The organism is Mesorhizobium sp. YIM 152430 (assembly GCF_029210365.1).
GTDB lineage: Bacteria > Pseudomonadota > Alphaproteobacteria > Rhizobiales > Rhizobiaceae > Aliihoeflea.
Genome location: NZ_JARGES010000027.1, coordinates 289,409 through 306,059 on the forward strand (window position 1 = coordinate 289,409; position 16,651 = coordinate 306,059).

A 16,651-nucleotide genomic window follows, 5' to 3' on the forward strand; every position below is an offset into this window, starting at 1 on the left:
AGAGAAAAGATCACCCGGATTTTCTTATGCAAACCATCCTCATCGTCATCCATTTGCTCGTCGTTCTGGCGATGGTGGCCGTCGTGCTGCTGCAACGTTCCGAAGGCGGCGGCCTCGGCATCGGCGGTGGGGGCGGCGGCAATTTCGCTGCCGCGCGCGGTTCGGGCAATCCGCTGACGCGGGCGACCGGCATTCTGGCCGCGATCTTCTTTGCGACATCGCTCGGCCTCTCCCTGCTGGCCCGCTACGGCGAACAGCCGACCGATTTCCTCGATCGCATCCCGACCCAGCAGCAAGGCCAGCAGGCGCCCTCGGGCTCGGGCGGCGTGCTCGACCAACTCGGCGGAGACGACATTCCGACCGCCCCGGCAGCGCCTTCCGCACCGTCATCCGACGATGGCGCAGCGTCAGGCGCACCCGCAGCACCGGCAACAGACGAAGCGCCAGCCGCGTCTGCAACGGATACGGATGCGGCACCGGTCGAACAGGATCAGGTTCCCACCGGCAACTGATTCCATTTGGCGAGCTATCATCTGGCGGTTGTGTTCTTGTGATCACAGCCGCCCGATTTCGTTTGCGTCGCAGCATCAAGGGCCTTGCAGCCCTTGAGGGTCGCATGGCGGTTTTGATATGATGGCGATGTCCACGCGTGTCGTGGAACGCATTGGCGCGCGCGGCGCAAAGGGGCTTTCGACATGATCAAGCGTATCGCTCTGGCAATCCTTCTTGCCGGCTTCGCAACCCAGTCCTTCGCGCAGGAGCCGCCGCCGGTGTTCGTGTTTCCGCAGGAGAAGGCGGCGCCCGTCGCGCCGCGTCAGGTCGTCAAGCCGCAGCCGGCCCGCATTGCCGCACCCGCTCCTGCGCTGCCCGTTCAGGACGTCGCTACTATCCGCACCCAAGGCAATATTGGTGAGTTGCGATCGACGGCGATGGTCTCGACCGGCTTCATGCGGCCAATGGAGACGGAGCTTCTGCCCGAAACCCGCGCGCTCGACGAAGTGCTCGGCGAGCGCGAGAAGGTCCGCAAGTTCACACCGAAGCCCGAGCAGATGCCGGTCGTGGTTCCGTTCTCCGGCTATGAGCCCGGCACCATCGTCATCGATCCGCAGGCGCGCGTGCTCTATCTGGTCGAGGATCGCCGCTCTGCACGACGCTATGCGATCGCGGTCGGCAAGGACGGTCTCGAGTTCAAGGGCACCGCCAGGGTCGGCGACAAGCAGGAATGGCCGCGGTGGTTTCCCACCAAGGCGATGCAGGAACGTGAGCCGCAGAAGTATGGCCAGTACAAGGACGGCATGAATGGCGGACCGGACAATCCGCTCGGCGCGCGCGCGATCTATCTGCACCAGGACAAGGTCGACACCCATGTTCGCATTCATGGCACCAATCAGCCCGAGACCATCGGCAGCGCCTCGTCCAATGGTTGCTTCCGCATGATCAACGAGCACGTCATGGATCTCTATTCGCGGGTCAGGGTCGGCGCCGAAGTCGTCGTTCTCTGATCCCTTCTTCCACCCCTAAATGCGCCGGCCGAAGATTTTTGGCTGGCGCATTTTCATTTGTGACGGTAAGCACCGACTCCCATGGCGCGATATGTATTCATCACCGGCGGCGTGGTCTCCTCCCTTGGCAAAGGCATTGCAGCAGCGGCACTCGCCGCCCTTTTGCAGGCCCGTGGCTATCGCGTGAGACTGCGCAAGCTAGACCCCTATCTCAATGTCGATCCGGGCACGATGTCGCCCTATCAGCATGGCGAGGTGTTCGTCACCGACGACGGCGCGGAAACCGATCTCGATCTCGGTCATTATGAGCGCTTCACCGGGCGTTCCGCAAACCAGCAGGACAACATCACCACCGGCCGCATCTACAAGAACATCATCGAACGCGAGCGGCGCGGCGACTATCTCGGCGCGACCGTGCAGGTCATTCCGCACGTCACCGACGAGATCAAGAATTTCGTCCTCGAAGGCAATGAGGACTACGATTTCGTTCTCTGCGAGATCGGCGGCACGGTGGGCGACATCGAGGCGATGCCGTTCCTCGAGGCCATCCGCCAACTCGGCAACGATCTGCCGCGCGGACAGGCGGTTTACATCCATCTGACGCTGATGCCCTGGATTCCGGCGGCCGGCGAACTGAAGACCAAGCCGACGCAGCATTCCGTCAAGGAACTGCGCTCCATCGGCATCGCGCCGGACATCCTGCTCGTGCGCGCCGACCGCTCGATCCCGACCGAGGAGCGCCGCAAGCTCTCGCTGTTCTGCAACGTGCGCGAGACGGCCGTCATCCAGGCGCTTGACGTGTCGCACATCTATGACGTGCCGATGGCCTACCACGCCGAAGGGCTCGATTCGGAAGTGCTGGCCGCCTTCGGCATCGACCCGGCACCGAAGCCACGCATGGAGCGCTGGCAGGAGGTCTCGAGCCGTCTGCACAATCCCGAAGGCGAGGTCACCATCGCCGTCGTCGGCAAATATACCGGCCTCAAGGACGCCTATAAGTCGCTGATCGAGGCCCTGTCGCATGGCGGCCTGGCGAACCGGGTCAAGGTCAAGCTCGACTGGATCGAATCGGAAGTGTTCGAGAAGGAAGACCCGGCGCCGTTCCTCGAAAAGGTCCACGGCATCCTCGTTCCCGGCGGCTTCGGCGAGCGCGGCGCCGAGGGCAAGATCCTCGCCGCCAAATTCGCACGCGAACGCAAGGTGCCGTATTTCGGCATCTGCTTCGGAATGCAGATGGCTTGCATCGAGGCTGCTCGTTCGCTCGCCGGCATCGAGAACGCGTCCTCGACCGAATTCGGCCCCGCCAAGGAACCGGTTGTCGGCTTGATGACCGAATGGCTGAAGGGCAACATGCTCGAAAAGCGCCAGGCGGCCGGAGATCTCGGCGGTACGATGCGCCTCGGTGCCTACAAGGCGGCCTTGAAGGAAGGCACGCGGATCGCCGACATCTATGGCTCGACCGACATTTCCGAGCGCCATCGTCATCGCTATGAGGTCAATGTCGACTACAAGGATCGGCTGGAGGACAGCGGCCTCATCTTCTCCGGCATGTCGCCGGACGGAGTGCTGCCGGAGACGATCGAATATGCCGACCATCCCTGGTTCATCGGCGTTCAGTATCACCCGGAACTGAAGTCGCGTCCGTTCGAGCCGCACCCGCTATTCGCCTCGTTCATCGAGGCGGCGGTCGAGCAGAGCAGGCTTGTATAAGGGCTAGGCAGCGATTGCGCGCAGGAATATCTGCGCGCAGTTTTCCCAGCGAAACCGCTCCGCCTGTCTGCGAGCGGACTCGCGCGGGATATTTAGCGCCGCGAGGCACGCCAGCCGCAGATCCTGATGCATCGCCCCGCTGCCTTCGGTCAGGATGTCGACCGGCCCGGTCACCGGATACGCCGCGACGGGAAGCCCGCTCGCCAAAGCCTCCAGGATCACCAGCCCGAACGTATCCGTGCGGCTGGGAAAGACGAAGACGTCGCTCGACGCATAGGTCCGCGCCAGTTCCTCGCCGAATTGGGGGCCGGCGAAACGCACATGCGGGTAGCGCGCCTTCAGGAAGTCCAGATCCGGACCGCCACCGACCACCAGCTTGGTTCCCGGCAGGTCGAGGTCGAGGAAGGCGGGAATGTTCTTTTCCACCGCGACGCGACCCACATAGAGGAAAACGGGACCTGGCAGCCCCAAATCCGAGCGATTCCCCGGATTGAACTGGTCGAGGTCCACGCCGCGTCCCCAGGGCGCGATGCGCGTGAAGCCACGTTCCTGGAGTTCCGTCACAAGCGAAGGGGTCGCCGCCAGCGTGGCGATGCCGGCATTGTGGAATCGGCGCAGCAGCAGATAGGACAGGCTTTGTGGAATAGGCATTCGCGCGCGAAGATATTCAGGAAGGCGCGTGTGGTAGCTCGTAGAGAACGTCCTGCCCCTCTTGAGGCAGTCGCGGCGGGCCAGAATGCCAAGCGGTCCTTCCGTCACGATGTGGATATGGTCGGCGCGCGCATCATCGATCGCCCGCGCGATGGTCTTCGGCCGCGTTATGGCAAGCCGAATGTCGCGATAGGTTGGCATGGCAAGCGATCGAAAGCCTTGTGGCGTAAGCAGCGTCGTGTGGATGCCGAATTGTTCGAGTGCCGCGATCAGACTTTTCATGGTCCGCACGACACCGTTGACCTGCGGTTCCCAGGCATCTGTCACGAACAGGATTCGCATCTGGCTTCTTTCCAGCCGAGTCGATTGGCCGCAGCCTATTCACACAATGTGACGGATGTGTAACAAATTGCAGACATGATTGGCTGCTCTCGAAGAGGCAGCCATTTTTCGCAAGAGGAACGTCGATCGGCATGATTTCGTTGAAGTCCCCACGCATGATGGCCGCAGCGTTCGTCGTCGCGCTGGGCGGCATTGCGACAATTGCTATGCAGACCGTGCCGGAACTGATCCTTTTTCGCGAAAGGCTGGTGCTCAGCGTCCTTCATCTGGAAAGCGACGCCAAGCTCGAACCCTTCGACATGAAGACCCATGACGGGCTGACCCTGCGGAGCTGGTACAAGCAGCCCGACCCCGGCAAACCGGTCATCGTCTATTTTCCGGGCCGCGTCGGCGACCTGGTCAAGAAGCCGAGCCATCTCTTCAAGCTTGCCGAAGAGGGCTATGGCCTGCTGCTCGCCGGCTATCGCGGATATGGCGGCAATCCCGGCCGGCCGAGCGAGACGCATCTTTATCGCGACGCCGCGGGCCTTCTTGCGAAGCTGGCGGTCGAGAACATGGCGCCCGACGGGACGATCCTCTACGGATATTCTATGGGCACCGGGATAGCGAGCTATGCCGCCAGCCAGATCAAGCCGCGCGCGGTCATCCTCGAAGCGCCGTTCACCAGCTTTCGCGATGCCGTGCGCCAGCAGGCGGGCAGGGCGCCGGTCTGGCTCGTGCGCACCCAGTTCGACACGCGCTCGCGGATCGGCGAGATCGACGTGCCGATCCTGCTGATGGCCGGCGGGCAGGACCAGGTGACGCCCGCGACCTTTGCCCAAAAGCTCGCTTCCCTGAACGAGACGTTCGCATCGCTGCACATTTTCAAGGAAGCCGGTCATGGCGATATGTTCGCCCACGGCGCCCTCGAAGCGGTCACCGGCTTTCTCGAGCAGTTCCGGCTGCCCGAACTCCTGCCGGATCTGGGCGGCGGAACGGCACAGGCCGCGCCGCTGGAACCGGCGACGCACTAGCCTTGCACCCGAGCCCGCTTTGGGGCAAACCGCCGCGATGACATTGACGCTGCGACTTCTCGACCACTGCGTCCTGCCGGTGCCCGATCTGGCAACGGCGCGCGCCCGCTATGAAGCTCTCGGATTCACTGTGGCGCCACAAGGCACGCACCCGTTCGGCACGATCAATTCCTGCGTCTATTTCGCCGACGACACCTTCCTTGAGCCGCTGGCAATCGGGGATGCGATCAAAGTCGCTGAGGCGATCGAGAGCAGGAACGTCTTCGTCGCCCGCGATGCACTCTATCGGCAGGCGGTCGGCGCTGACGGCTTCTCGGCGCTCGTCTTCAAGACGGACGACGCGATGGCGGATCATGCGGGCTTTGACGAAGCGGATTTTTCCGCCGGACCGGTCCTCGATTTCTCACGCGCCTTCGTCGATCCAAAGGGACGAAGCGGCAAGGTCTCGTTCCGGCTCGCATTCGCTGCGGAGCCGACAAGCGATGCCGCCTATTTCTTCACCTGCCAGCGCATCGAGGCTCCAGCATTGGCCGGCCGTGCCGCGCTCGAAACGCATCGCAACGGCGTGGCGGGCATTGCCGGCGTCACGCTGACCGCCGTCGATCCGCAGGCGCAGGAGGCATTCCTGTCCACACTCGCCAACGGGCCGGTCGGCCGGGCAAACGGCGCTCTCTCTGCGCATCTGGGCAATTCGCGGCTTGCGATCGAGCCCGCAGACGGACCGCTTCGCCTTGCCGCCATCCACTTCGCCGTCGCCGATATCGATGCGACTGCCGAAGCGCTTGCGGCAGGAGACGTGGTCTTCGAGCGGGAAGGCGGCAAGCTGACGGTGCGGCCCGCATCCGGTCAGGGCGCGATTTTCACTTTCGAGGACAGATCATGATCCGCCCCAACGCCACCGTATCCGTCGGCAACATCGTCATTGCCAATGATGCGCCCTTCGTCCTGATCGCAGGCCCCTGCCAGCTCGAAAGCCGCGACCATGCCTTCGACATGGCAGGCCGCCTGAAAGAGATCACCGACAGGCTGGGCCTCGGCCTCGTCTACAAGTCATCCTTCGACAAGGCCAACCGCACCTCGCTCAAGGGAACGCGCGGTGCGGGCCTCGACGCCGCTCTCCCGGTCTTCGCCGACCTGAAGCGCGAGTTCGGCTTTCCGGTGCTCACCGACGTCCACACCGAAGAGCAGTGCGCCATCGTCGCGGAAGTGGTCGACATTCTCCAAATCCCGGCCTTCCTTTCGCGCCAGACCGACCTTCTGATCGCCGCCGCGAAGACCGGCAAGGTCGTCAACGTCAAGAAGGGCCAGTTCCTCGCGCCCTGGGACATGAAGAACGTCGTAGCCAAGGTGACCGAATCGGGCAATCCGAACGTGCTCCTGACCGAGCGCGGCGCGTCCTTCGGCTACAACACGCTCGTCTCCGACATGCGCGCGCTGCCGATCATGGCCGGGACCGGCGCACCGGTGATCTTCGACGCGACCCATTCGGTGCAGCAGCCGGGCGGGCAGGGCGGATCGTCGGGCGGCGAGCGTCGCTTCGTCGAGACGCTGGCGCGCGCTGCCGTCGCCGTCGGCGTCGCGGGCGTCTTCATCGAGACCCATCAGGACCCGGACACCGCACCCTCGGACGGGCCGAACATGGTCCCTGTCGAGCAGATGGAAGCGCTTCTGACGCGCCTCGTCGCCTTCGACCGCATCGCGAAATCGTCGGAACATTCACCACGCTGACTGGTTTGATGCTCAACGGGAAACAACCCAAGGAGCAGATCAATGACCACCGCAACGGGCCACACGCAGGCCATCCGCGCATCGCGCGTCATCGGCACCAATGTCTACAATACCGAAGGCCAGCATATCGGCTCGATCGAGGACGTGATGCTGGACAAGACGTCCAACAACATCATGTTCGCCGTCATCGGTTTCGGCGGCTTCCTCGGCATCGGCGAAAGGTACCACGCAATTCCGTGGTCGGCCCTCGACTACGAGAAGAACCAGGAAGGCTATGTCGTCCCGTTCACGCGCGAGCAACTCGAAGCCGCGCCGACGCACGACATCGACGAACTGACCGGTTCGGACGGCAAGGCCGCGCGCGACGCGTCCTATGACTACTACAAGGTCCAGCCCTACTGGTACTGATCCTAATCGATTGATCCCGAAAGGCCCCGCTTGCGGGGCTTTTTGCGTTGGGCCGTCATTGCCTTTTCGCAGCCTTTCGCTAAGAAACCGGCACCATTCCCAGCCAAAGGTGCATCCGCCATGACCGCAATCATCGACATTACGGCCCGCGAAATCCTCGACAGCCGTGGCAATCCGACCGTCGAGGTCGACGTTACGCTGGAGGACGGTGCATTCGGTCGCGCGGCCGTCCCGTCGGGCGCGTCGACGGGCGCCCATGAGGCGGTCGAACTGCGCGATGGCGGCGCCCGCTATCTCGGCAAGGGCGTCGAGGGTGCCGTCGAGGCCGCCAACGGCGAAATCTTCGAGGCGATCGGCGGCATGGAGGCCGAGAACCAGCTTCACATCGACCGCACCATGATCGATCTGGATGGCACGCCCAACAAGGCGCGGCTCGGTGCCAACGCGATCCTCGGCGTTTCGCTCGCCGTCGCCAAGGCGGCAGCGCAGTCCGCCGGCCTGCCGCTCTACCGCTATGTCGGCGGCGCAGGCGCGCATGTCCTTCCCGTACCGATGATGAACATCATCAATGGCGGCGCCCATGCCGACAATCCGATCGACTTCCAGGAATTCATGATCATGCCGGTCGGTGCGGAGAGCTTCCGCGAGGGGCTGCGCTGGGGCGCGGAAATCTTCCACACGCTCAAGAAGGACCTGAAGCAGGCCGGGCACAACACCAATGTCGGCGACGAGGGCGGTTTCGCGCCGAACCTGAAGAGCGCCGAGGACGCGCTCGATTTCGTCACCAGGTCGATCGAGAAGGCCGGCTTCAAGCCCGGCGAGGACGTCGCGCTCGCGCTCGACTGCGCAGCGACCGAGTTCTTCAAGAAAGGCGTCTACGACTATGAGGGCGAGGGCACGAAGCGCGACGGGCAGGCCCAGGCCGAATATCTCGCCAAGCTGTGCGACGCCTACCCGATCATCTCGATCGAGGACGGCATGGGCGAAGACGACTGGGACGGCTGGAAGGCGCTGACCGATCTCGTCGGGGCCAAGGTCCAACTCGTTGGCGACGATCTCTTCGTCACCAATTCGGCTCGCCTCAAGGATGGCATCCGCATGGGCGTCGCCAATTCGATCCTCGTCAAGGTCAACCAGATCGGCTCCCTGTCGGAAACGCTCGATGCGGTCGAGACAGCGCACAAGGCGGCCTACACCGCCGTCATGTCGCACCGCTCGGGCGAGACCGAGGATTCGACCATTGCCGACCTCGCCGTCGCAACCAATTGCGGGCAGATCAAGACCGGTTCGCTCGCCCGCTCGGACCGTCTCGCCAAGTACAACCAGCTTCTGCGCATCGAGCAGGAACTGGGCCGCTCGGCGCGCTATGCCGGCCACTCGATCCTGCGTTCGGGACGCGCTTCGTAACCGTCCATTAAGCATGGCGGGTTCACATGGTTCTGTTCAAGGAATCGCCCCATGTGGACCCGTCATCACAAGCAGCGCAACACCGGCCGCCTGATCGTGCCGGTCGTCGCATCGGCCTTTCTGGCCTATTTCGGCTATCACGCCTTTCATGGGGCATACGGCATCGACGCCAAGCACCGGCTGGAAGAGCGCGTCGCCATCCTCCAGTCCGAGCTGGACCGGCTCGTCGAAGAGCGTGAGGCGCTTGAAACAAAACTCGTTCTCATCAATGATGGAACGATCGAGCGCGACATGCTCGACGAACAGGCGCGCCGGGCGCTCGATCTCGTGCGCGACGACGAGGTGGTGATCTACCTCGATCGTTGATTAACTCAAATCAAGTTAATCGTCTAATTCCACTGTTTTTTCAGCATCTTCGATGAATATCCCCTATGCGAAATCGGCATAGCGGGAACGAAGTCCCCATGCTAGCCTAAGGTCAATATCCGGGTATGCTCACATGCCCGGTCGTCCGCAAAGAGACAGGCTCCGGGAGACCAAGGCATGGCAACAGCCGCCAAGAAGGCGTCGCGCGCAAAGTCCGACGCCAAATCCGCTTCTGCGATCAAGACGCCGCCGCCTCTCGAATTTTCGAAGGAGGAAGAGCACAAGGCTTATCGCGACATGCTGCTGATCCGCCGCTTCGAGGAGAAGGCGGGCCAGCTTTACGGCATGGGCTTCATCGGCGGCTTCTGCCACCTTTATATCGGCCAGGAAGCGGTCGTCACCGGGATGCAGATGGCCCTCAAGGAGGGCGATCAGGTGATCACCGGCTATCGCGACCATGGCCATATGCTCGCCACCGGCATGACCGCGCGCGGCGTGATGGCCGAGTTGACCGGGCGCCGCAGCGGCTATTCGCGCGGCAAGGGCGGCTCCATGCATATGTTCTCCAAGGAGAAGAATTTCTACGGCGGACACGGCATCGTCGGCGGGCAGGTCTCGCTCGGCACCGGCCTGGCCTTCGCCAACCGCTACCGCGAGAACGACAACGTCTCGCTGGTCTATTTCGGCGACGGCGCGGCCAATCAGGGCCAGGTCTATGAGAGCTTCAACATGGCGGCGCTGTGGAAGCTGCCGTCGATCTACATCATCGAGAACAACCGCTACGCGATGGGCACCTCGGTCGCCCGTGCCTCCGCGCAGACCGATTTTTCGCAACGCGGCGCCTCCTTCAACATCCCAGGCATCCAGGTCGACGGTATGGACGTGCGCGCGGTCAAGGCCGCCGGCGACATGGCGGTCGAGTGGGCGCGCGCCGGCAACGGCCCGATGATCCTCGAAATGCAGACCTATCGCTATCGCGGCCATTCGATGTCGGACCCGGCGAAATACCGCTCGAAGGACGAAGTGCAGAAGATGCGCTCCGAGCACGACCCGATCGAGCAGGTGAAAGCGCGGCTGATCGAGAAGAAATGGGCCACCGAGGACGAACTGAAGGCCATCGACAAGGAGGTTCGCGAGATCGTCGCCGATTCGGCGGAGTTCGCGCAGAACGACCCGGAGCCCGATGCGTCCGAACTCTACACCGACATTCTTCTTTGAGGAGCGCGCTCGATGCCGATTGAAATCCTGATGCCCGCGCTCTCGCCGACCATGGAAGAGGGCAATCTGGCCAAGTGGCTGAAGAACGAAGGCGACAAGGTCGTCGCCGGCGACGTCATCGCCGAAATCGAGACCGACAAGGCGACGATGGAAGTCGAGGCGGTCGATGAAGGCACGCTCGGCAAGATCCTGATCGCGGCCGGCACCGAGGGCGTGAAGGTCAACACGCCGATCGCCGTCCTGCTCGAAGAAGGCGAAAGCGCCGACGACGTCGGCAAGGCGTCGAAATCTGCCGCCAAATCCTCCGACGAGCCCGAACAGACAGCCGATGCCGCCGGCGGCAAGGACAAGCAGGCGACGGAAGAGCCGTCTGCCAAGAAGGACGGCGCATCCGTTCCTGCCGCGCCGAAGACGGAAGTTGCCGCCGATCCGGACATTCCTGAGGGCACCGAAATGGTGCCGACGACGGTCCGCGAAGCGCTACGCGACGCGATGGCCGAGGAAATGCGCCGCGACGAAGATGTCTTCATCATGGGCGAGGAAGTCGCCGAATATCAGGGTGCCTACAAGATCACCCAGAACCTGTTGCAGGAATTCGGCGCCAGGCGCGTCGTCGACACGCCGATCACCGAGCACGGCTTTGCGGGCGTCGGCGTCGGTGCGGCGATGGCCGGGCTGAAGCCCATCGTCGAATTCATGACCTTCAACTTCGCCATGCAGGCGATCGACCATCTCGTCAATTCGGCCGCAAAGACGCTCTATATGGCCGGCGGCCAGATGGGCGCGCCGATCGTCTTCCGCGGCCCGAACGGCGCGGCGGCGCGCGTCGGCGCCCAGCATTCGCAGTGCTATGCCGCCTGGTATGGCCACATTCCGGGCCTCAAGGTCGTCATGCCCTATACGGCCGCCGACGCCAAAGGGTTGTTGAAGGCCGCGATCCGCGATCCGAATCCGGTCGTCTTCCTTGAAAATGAAATCCTATACGGCCAGACCTTCGACGTGCCGAAGATGGATGATTTCGTGCTGCCGATCGGCAAGGCGCGCGTTCACAAGACCGGTAAGGACGCGACCATCGTCTCCTTCGGCATCGGCATGACCTATGCGGTCAAGGCCGCCGAGGAACTGGCGGGCGAGGGGATCGATGTCGAGATCATCGACCTGCGAACCATCCGTCCGATCGACATCGACACGGTTGTCGAGAGCGTCAAGAAAACCAATCGTCTCGTCACGGTCGAGGAAGGCTTCCCGCAATCTTCCGTCGGCGAGCATGTCGCCAGCCAGGTGATGCAGCGCGCCTTCGACCATCTCGACGCGCCGATCATCACCGTCGCCGGCAAGGACGTGCCGATGCCCTATGCGGCCAATCTCGAAAAGCTCGCTCTGCCGAGCGTCGCCGAGGTCGTCGAGGCCGTGAAGGCCGTCACTTACAAGGCCTGAGGGAGAGCGGACCATGCCGATCAACATCACCATGCCCGCGCTCTCCCCGACGATGGAGGAGGGCAATCTGGCCAAATGGCTGGTCAAGGAGGGCGACAAGGTCGCGCCCGGTGACGTCATCGCCGAGATCGAGACCGACAAGGCGACGATGGAAGTCGAAGCCGTCGACGAGGGAACGGTCGCGAAGATTGTCGTTCCGGCCGGTACCGAAGGCGTCAAGGTCAACGCGCTGATTGCCGTACTCGCCGAAGAGGGCGAGGATGCGGGGGCGGCCGCCAAGGCGGAGGCGTCGAAGTCGGAAGCAAAGCCCGAAAAGGCTGCCGAGTCGGCGCCGGCGGAAAAGCCGAAGCAGGCCGAGGCAAAGGCCAAGGCGCCTGCTGCGCCGCAGAAATCCACCGGCAGCGAACGCACCTTCGCCTCGCCGCTCGCGCGCCGTCTCGCCAAGTATGCCGACATCGATCTTTCGGCCGTCACCGGCTCCGGCCCGCATGGCCGTGTGGTGAAGGCCGACGTCGAGGCCGCCGCGAAGGGCGGCGCCGCCAAGCCCGCGCCTGCCGCCCCCGCGCCGGTCAAGGGCATGTCGGACGAGGCGATCCTCAAGCTCTTCGAGGAAGGTTCCTACGAACTCGTCCCGCACGACAATATGCGCAAGACCATCGCGCGCCGCCTCGTCGAGGCGAAGTCGACCGTCCCGCATTTCTACCTGACGCTCGACTGCGAGATCGACGCGCTGCTCGCGCTGCGCAAGCAGATCAACGACGCCGCCCCGGTCAGGAAGACCGAAAAGGGCGAGGCGCCGGCCTACAAGCTCTCGGTCAACGACCTCGTCATCAAGGCGATGGCGATGGCGCTCGTCGCCGTGCCGGATGCGAACGTCTCGTGGTCGGAAGGTGGGATGCTGAAACACAAACACGCCGATGTCGGCGTGGCGGTGTCCATTCCCGGCGGACTGATCACCCCGATCATCCGCAAGGCCGACCAGAAATCGCTCTCCGCCATCTCCAACGAGATGAAGGACATGGCCGCCCGCGCGCGTAACAAGAAGCTGAAGCCGGAAGAATACCAGGGCGGCACGACGGCCGTCTCCAATCTCGGCATGTTCGGCATCAAGGACTTCGCCGCCGTCATCAACCCACCCCACGCGACGATCCTTGCGGTCGGAGCGGGCGAGGAGCGGGCAGTGGTGAAGAACGGCGAGATCAAGGTGGCCAATGTCATGTCGGTGACGCTCTCGACCGACCACCGCGCGGTCGACGGCGCGCTCGGCGCCGAACTTCTGGCAGCGTTCAAGCGGCTGATCGAAAACCCGATGGGGATGCTGGTTTAGCAGGGGCTTCATTGATGAAAACCATCCTCTGCTACGGCGACTCAATCACCTGGGGCTCCGACGCCGAAACCGGTGGACGGCATGACTTCGCAGATCGCTGGCCGAACGTATTGCAGACGGCGCTCGGGACGGACATCCAGGTGATCGCCGAGGGCCTTCGCGGCCGCACGACCGCCTTCGACGAGCATCTGGCCGATTGCGACCGCAACGGCGCGCGCATCCTGCCAACCGTGCTCTACACCCACGCGCCGATCGACCTCGTCATCATCCTTCTGGGCTCGAACGACATGAAGCCCGCCATCGCCGGCACCGCGCTTGCCGCGATGCAGGGGATGCGGCGGCTGGTCGAACTGGTGAAGTTCAACGCCATGCGCGACGGCCAGTCCGAGCCGCCGGCGGTGCTCATCGTCGCGCCGCCGCCGCTTTGCGAGACGGCCAACACCGAATACAGCGCCATGTTCGCCGGCGGCGTCGAGCAGTCGCGGATGCTTGCCAGTTTCTACGCCGATCTCGCCGACGAATGGGGCTGCGGCTTCTTCGATGCCGGCTCGGTCGCGCAAACGACGCCGGTCGACGGCGTTCACCTTGATGCGGAAAACACGCGCGCCATCGGGCGGGGGCTGGAGCCCATCGTCCGCATGATGCTCGGAATCTAGGAGCCTGCCATGGCGGATACCGACTACGACGTCATCATCATCGGCTCGGGGCCCGGCGGCTACGTGACCGCCGTGCGTTCGGCCCAGCTCGGTTTCAAGACGGCCATCGTCGAGCGCGAGCATCTGGGCGGCATCTGCCTGAACTGGGGCTGCATCCCGACCAAGGCGCTGCTGCGCTCGGCGGAGATCAAGCACTATGCCGAGCACGCCAGGAATTACGGCCTGACGATTTCCGGCGAGGTGAAGGCGGACGTTAAAGCGGTCGTCGAGCGCTCGCGCGGCGTCTCGGCGCGGCTGAATGGCGGCGTCGGCTTCCTAATGAAGAAGAACAAGGTCGACGTGATCTGGGGCGAGGCGAAGCTTGCCAGGGGCGGCAAGGTGGTCGTCTCGAAATCGTCGAAGAAGCCGATGGAGCCGCAGCATCCTGCGCCGAAGGGCACCAAGGGCGAGGGCACCTATTCGGCTAGGCACATCATCGTCGCGACCGGTGCGCGCCCGCGCGTCCTGCCCGGCATCGAGCCGGACGGTAAGCTGATCTGGACCTATTTCGAGGCCATGGTGCCGAAGGAGATGCCGAAATCTCTGATCGTCATGGGTTCGGGCGCGATCGGCATCGAATTCGCCTCCTTCTACCGCTCCATGGGCGCCGACGTGACGGTCGTCGAACTCCTGCCGCAGATCATGCCGGTCGAGGATGCCGAGATTTCCAAGCTGGCGCAAAAGCAACTCGAGAAGCAGGGCATGAAGTTCCTGCTCGAAGCGAAGGTGACCAAGGTCGAGAAATCCGGCAGTTCCGTCACTGCCCATGTCGAGACCAAGGACGGCAAGGTCCAGAAGATCACCGCCGACCGCCTGATTTCGGCCGTCGGCGTCCAGGGCAATGTCGAGAATCTCGGCCTCGAGGAAGTTGGCGTGAAGGTCGAGCGCGGCACAATTGTCGTCGACGGCCACGGCAAGACCAATGTCGAGGGCGTCTACGCCATCGGCGATGTCGCCGGCGCACCGATGCTCGCCCACAAGGCCGAGCATGAAGGCGTCATCTGCATCGAGAAGATCGCCGGCGTGAAGGGCGTCCATGCGCTCGACAAGGGCAAGATTCCCGGCTGCACCTATTGCCATCCGCAGGTGGCGTCCGTCGGGTTGACGGAAGCCAGGGCCAAGGAAGCCGGTCGCGACATCCGCGTCGGCCGCTTTTCATTCGCCGCCAACGGCAAGGCCATAGCGCTCGGCGAGGATCAGGGCATGATCAAGACCATCTTCGACAGGAAGACCGGCGAGCTTCTCGGAGCGCATATGGTCGGTGCGGAAGTGACCGAACTCATTCAGGGTTTCGTCGTCGCGATGAACCTCGAAACCACCGAAGAAGAACTCATGCACACTGTCTTCCCGCATCCCACTTTGTCGGAGATGATGAAGGAGAGCGTGCTGGATGCCTATGGCCGCGCGCTGAACGCCTAAATTAGCATTTTCAAACGATTCGCCCGGAACCGACGCCGCATTTCTGCGTTTCCCCGGCAGACTGATCCCGCAAAACTAGGAGAGTGGAATGGATCTGAACGGAATGGGCCTTCTGGGCGCAATCATCGTGGGCGGCATTGCCGGCTGGCTCGCCGAACAGTTCATGAAGTCCAATATGGGCCTTTTCATGAACATCATCCTCGGCATCATCGGTGCGGCGTTCCTGAATTTCCTGCTCAGCATCCTGGGCATCTACACCGGAACCGGCGTGCTGATCTATCTCATCGTCGGCTTTATCGGTGCCTGCCTGCTTATCGCGATCGCGCGCGCGATACGGCGATAAACGAACGCTCGATACGCATTTCGTGCAAGGCCGCCATGCTCCATGGCGGCCTTACATTCTTCTAGCGAAATCCTTATAGAACAAGGTGACGACAACCGGCGATAACCGAACCGGAGCATTCATGGTCACCGTACTCGACACCACGCTCAACCGCCCGCGCCCGCGCCACCCGGAAAAGGCCCACCGGCCCGATCAGGACGTACTGCGCAAGCCCGAATGGATCAGGGTCAAGGCGCCGGTGTCGAAGGGCTATCTTGAAACCCGCGAGATCGTGAAGTCGAACAGGCTCGTCACGGTCTGCGAGGAAGCGGGCTGCCCCAATATCGGCGAATGCTGGGACAAGAAGCACGCCACCTTCATGATCATGGGCGAGATCTGCACCCGCGCCTGCGCTTTCTGCAACGTGGCGACAGGCATCCCGATGCCGCTCGACCCGGAAGAACCCGCCAGCGTCGGCCGCGCAGTGGCGCAGATGGGGCTCAACCATGTCGTCATCACCTCGGTCGACCGCGACGATCTGGCGGATGGCGGCGCGCAACATTTCGCCGAAGTGATCCATGCGATCCGCGCGGCGGCGCCCGGCACCACGATCGAAATCCTGACGCCCGACTTCCTGCGCAAGAAGGGTGCGATGGAGATCGTGGTCGCGGCCCGCCCAGACGTCTTCAACCACAATCTGGAAACCGTGCCGTCGAACTACCTGACGGTCCGTCCCGGCGCCCGCTACTTCCATTCGATCAGGCTGTTGCAGCAGGTCAAGGAGATCGACCCGACCATCTTTACCAAGTCAGGCATCATGGTCGGGCTTGGCGAGGAGCGAAACGAAGTCCTCCAGTTGATGGACGATCTGCGCTCCGCCGACGTCGATTTCATCACCATCGGGCAATATCTCGCGCCTTCGCGCAAGCATCATGCGGTCAAGAAGTTCGTCACGCCCGAAGAGTTCAAATCCTTCGAGACGGTTGCATATTCCAAGGGCTTCCTGATGGTCGCGTCGAGCCCGCTGACGCGTTCCTCGCATCATGCCGGCGACGATTTCGCCCGCCTGAAGGCGGCGCGTGCCGCAAAGCTTGCCGCCGCCTGAC

17 protein-coding genes are annotated in these 16,651 nt (G+C 63.2%); 16 read left to right on the plus strand and 1 reads right to left on the minus strand.

The genetic code is table 11. From position 1 onward, the window contains the following. Window positions 1-26: 26 nt before the first annotated feature. From secG to PZ895_RS09175, 3 genes are all read left to right on the plus strand, one after another. Complete coding sequence (secG, locus tag PZ895_RS09165) at window positions 27-512, plus strand: preprotein translocase subunit SecG (protein ID WP_275838710.1); 486 nt, start codon at window positions 27-29, stop codon at window positions 510-512. A 183-nt stretch (window positions 513-695) separates the two neighbouring features. Then, complete coding sequence (locus tag PZ895_RS09170) at window positions 696-1,502, plus strand: L,D-transpeptidase (RefSeq protein WP_345803522.1); 807 nt, start codon at window positions 696-698, stop codon at window positions 1,500-1,502. An 81-nt stretch (window positions 1,503-1,583) separates the two neighbouring features. After that, window positions 1,584-3,212 (plus strand): CTP synthase, encoded by a 1,629-nt coding sequence (locus tag PZ895_RS09175; RefSeq protein WP_275838711.1) that lies wholly within the window; start codon window positions 1,584-1,586, stop codon window positions 3,210-3,212. Window positions 3,213-3,215: 3 nt separating this feature from the next. Here the strand turns inward: PZ895_RS09175 and PZ895_RS09180 are convergent, their stop codons facing one another. Then, a complete protein-coding gene (locus tag PZ895_RS09180; RefSeq protein WP_275838712.1) occupies window positions 3,216-4,205 on the minus strand; it encodes a glycosyltransferase family 1 protein in 990 nt (329 codons plus the stop codon). 131 nt (window positions 4,206-4,336) lie between these two features. Between PZ895_RS09180 and PZ895_RS09185 the strand changes: the two genes are divergently transcribed. The 13 genes from PZ895_RS09185 to lipA all read left to right on the plus strand — a co-directional run bounded on the left by PZ895_RS09185 (window position 4,337) and on the right by lipA (window position 16,650). Further along, the gene (locus PZ895_RS09185) at window positions 4,337-5,218 is read left to right on the plus strand and encodes an alpha/beta fold hydrolase (RefSeq protein ID WP_275838713.1); all 882 of its coding nucleotides are present in this window, start codon (window positions 4,337-4,339) and stop codon (window positions 5,216-5,218) included. Window positions 5,219-5,255: 37 nt separating this feature from the next. After that, window positions 5,256-6,101, plus strand: a complete 846-nt coding sequence (locus PZ895_RS09190; protein WP_275838714.1) for a VOC family protein — start codon at window positions 5,256-5,258, stop codon at window positions 6,099-6,101. Then, window positions 6,098-6,946, plus strand: a complete 849-nt coding sequence (gene kdsA, locus PZ895_RS09195; RefSeq protein ID WP_275838715.1) for a 3-deoxy-8-phosphooctulonate synthase — start codon at window positions 6,098-6,100, stop codon at window positions 6,944-6,946. The genes PZ895_RS09190 and kdsA overlap by 4 nt, the downstream gene beginning before the upstream one ends. Before the next feature lie 42 nt (window positions 6,947-6,988). Beyond that, the gene (locus PZ895_RS09200) at window positions 6,989-7,354 is read left to right on the plus strand and encodes a PRC-barrel domain-containing protein (RefSeq protein ID WP_275838716.1); all 366 of its coding nucleotides are present in this window, start codon (window positions 6,989-6,991) and stop codon (window positions 7,352-7,354) included. Window positions 7,355-7,474: 120 nt separating this feature from the next. Beyond that, a complete protein-coding gene (eno, locus tag PZ895_RS09205) occupies window positions 7,475-8,761 on the plus strand; it encodes a phosphopyruvate hydratase (RefSeq protein ID WP_275838717.1) in 1,287 nt (428 codons plus the stop codon). Window positions 8,762-8,812: 51 nt separating this feature from the next. Further along, complete coding sequence (locus PZ895_RS09210) at window positions 8,813-9,127, plus strand: septum formation initiator family protein (RefSeq protein ID WP_275838718.1); 315 nt, start codon at window positions 8,813-8,815, stop codon at window positions 9,125-9,127. A 177-nt stretch (window positions 9,128-9,304) separates the two neighbouring features. Next, window positions 9,305-10,345 carry a pyruvate dehydrogenase (acetyl-transferring) E1 component subunit alpha gene (gene pdhA, locus PZ895_RS09215; RefSeq protein ID WP_275838719.1) on the plus strand — a complete coding sequence of 347 codons (1,041 nt, stop codon included), beginning with the start codon at window positions 9,305-9,307 and terminating at the stop codon, window positions 10,343-10,345. Between the two features lie 12 nt (window positions 10,346-10,357). Further along, window positions 10,358-11,782, plus strand: a complete 1,425-nt coding sequence (locus tag PZ895_RS09220; RefSeq protein ID WP_275838720.1) for a pyruvate dehydrogenase complex E1 component subunit beta — start codon at window positions 10,358-10,360, stop codon at window positions 11,780-11,782. A gap of 13 nt (window positions 11,783-11,795) precedes the next feature. Beyond that, window positions 11,796-13,109, plus strand: coding sequence for a pyruvate dehydrogenase complex dihydrolipoamide acetyltransferase (locus PZ895_RS09225; RefSeq protein WP_275838721.1), 1,314 nt, complete (start codon window positions 11,796-11,798; stop codon window positions 13,107-13,109). A gap of 14 nt (window positions 13,110-13,123) precedes the next feature. Then, window positions 13,124-13,765, plus strand: a complete 642-nt coding sequence (locus tag PZ895_RS09230) for an SGNH/GDSL hydrolase family protein (RefSeq protein ID WP_275838722.1) — start codon at window positions 13,124-13,126, stop codon at window positions 13,763-13,765. A 9-nt stretch (window positions 13,766-13,774) separates the two neighbouring features. Further along, window positions 13,775-15,223 (plus strand): dihydrolipoyl dehydrogenase, encoded by a 1,449-nt coding sequence (gene lpdA / locus PZ895_RS09235; protein WP_275838723.1) that lies wholly within the window; start codon window positions 13,775-13,777, stop codon window positions 15,221-15,223. Window positions 15,224-15,311: 88 nt separating this feature from the next. Beyond that, window positions 15,312-15,566, plus strand: a complete 255-nt coding sequence (locus tag PZ895_RS09240; RefSeq protein WP_275838724.1) for a GlsB/YeaQ/YmgE family stress response membrane protein — start codon at window positions 15,312-15,314, stop codon at window positions 15,564-15,566. Between the two features lie 121 nt (window positions 15,567-15,687). Continuing rightward, on the plus strand, window positions 15,688-16,650 hold the full coding sequence (gene lipA, locus PZ895_RS09245; RefSeq protein ID WP_275838725.1) for a lipoyl synthase: 963 nt from the start codon (window positions 15,688-15,690) through the stop codon (window positions 16,648-16,650). Window position 16,651: the final 1 nt, after the last annotated feature.

Excerpts from the sequence above, each read along its gene's own strand:
- PZ895_RS09210 (WP_275838718.1), top strand. The coding sequence starts at position 8,813 with ATGTGGACCCGTCATCACAAGCAGCGCAACACCGGCCGCCTGATCGTG.
- lipA (WP_275838725.1), top strand. The coding sequence starts at position 15,688 with ATGGTCACCGTACTCGACACCACGCTCAACCGCCCGCGCCCGCGCCAC.
- lpdA (WP_275838723.1), top strand. The coding sequence starts at position 13,775 with ATGGCGGATACCGACTACGACGTCATCATCATCGGCTCGGGGCCCGGC.
- PZ895_RS09185 (WP_275838713.1), top strand. The coding sequence starts at position 4,337 with ATGATTTCGTTGAAGTCCCCACGCATGATGGCCGCAGCGTTCGTCGTC.
- PZ895_RS09225 (WP_275838721.1), top strand. The coding sequence starts at position 11,796 with ATGCCGATCAACATCACCATGCCCGCGCTCTCCCCGACGATGGAGGAG.
- pdhA (WP_275838719.1), top strand. The coding sequence starts at position 9,305 with ATGGCAACAGCCGCCAAGAAGGCGTCGCGCGCAAAGTCCGACGCCAAA.
- PZ895_RS09190 (WP_275838714.1), top strand. The coding sequence starts at position 5,256 with ATGACATTGACGCTGCGACTTCTCGACCACTGCGTCCTGCCGGTGCCC.
- PZ895_RS09230 (WP_275838722.1), top strand. The coding sequence starts at position 13,124 with ATGAAAACCATCCTCTGCTACGGCGACTCAATCACCTGGGGCTCCGAC.
- secG (WP_275838710.1), top strand. The coding sequence starts at position 27 with ATGCAAACCATCCTCATCGTCATCCATTTGCTCGTCGTTCTGGCGATG.
- PZ895_RS09220 (WP_275838720.1), top strand. The coding sequence starts at position 10,358 with ATGCCGATTGAAATCCTGATGCCCGCGCTCTCGCCGACCATGGAAGAG.
- PZ895_RS09170 (WP_345803522.1), top strand. The coding sequence starts at position 696 with ATGATCAAGCGTATCGCTCTGGCAATCCTTCTTGCCGGCTTCGCAACC.
- eno (WP_275838717.1), top strand. The coding sequence starts at position 7,475 with ATGACCGCAATCATCGACATTACGGCCCGCGAAATCCTCGACAGCCGT.
- kdsA (WP_275838715.1), top strand. The coding sequence starts at position 6,098 with ATGATCCGCCCCAACGCCACCGTATCCGTCGGCAACATCGTCATTGCC.
- PZ895_RS09240 (WP_275838724.1), top strand. The coding sequence starts at position 15,312 with ATGGATCTGAACGGAATGGGCCTTCTGGGCGCAATCATCGTGGGCGGC.
- PZ895_RS09180 (WP_275838712.1), bottom strand. The coding sequence starts at position 4,205 with ATGCGAATCCTGTTCGTGACAGATGCCTGGGAACCGCAGGTCAACGGT.
- PZ895_RS09200 (WP_275838716.1), top strand. The coding sequence starts at position 6,989 with ATGACCACCGCAACGGGCCACACGCAGGCCATCCGCGCATCGCGCGTC.
- PZ895_RS09175 (WP_275838711.1), top strand. The coding sequence starts at position 1,584 with ATGGCGCGATATGTATTCATCACCGGCGGCGTGGTCTCCTCCCTTGGC.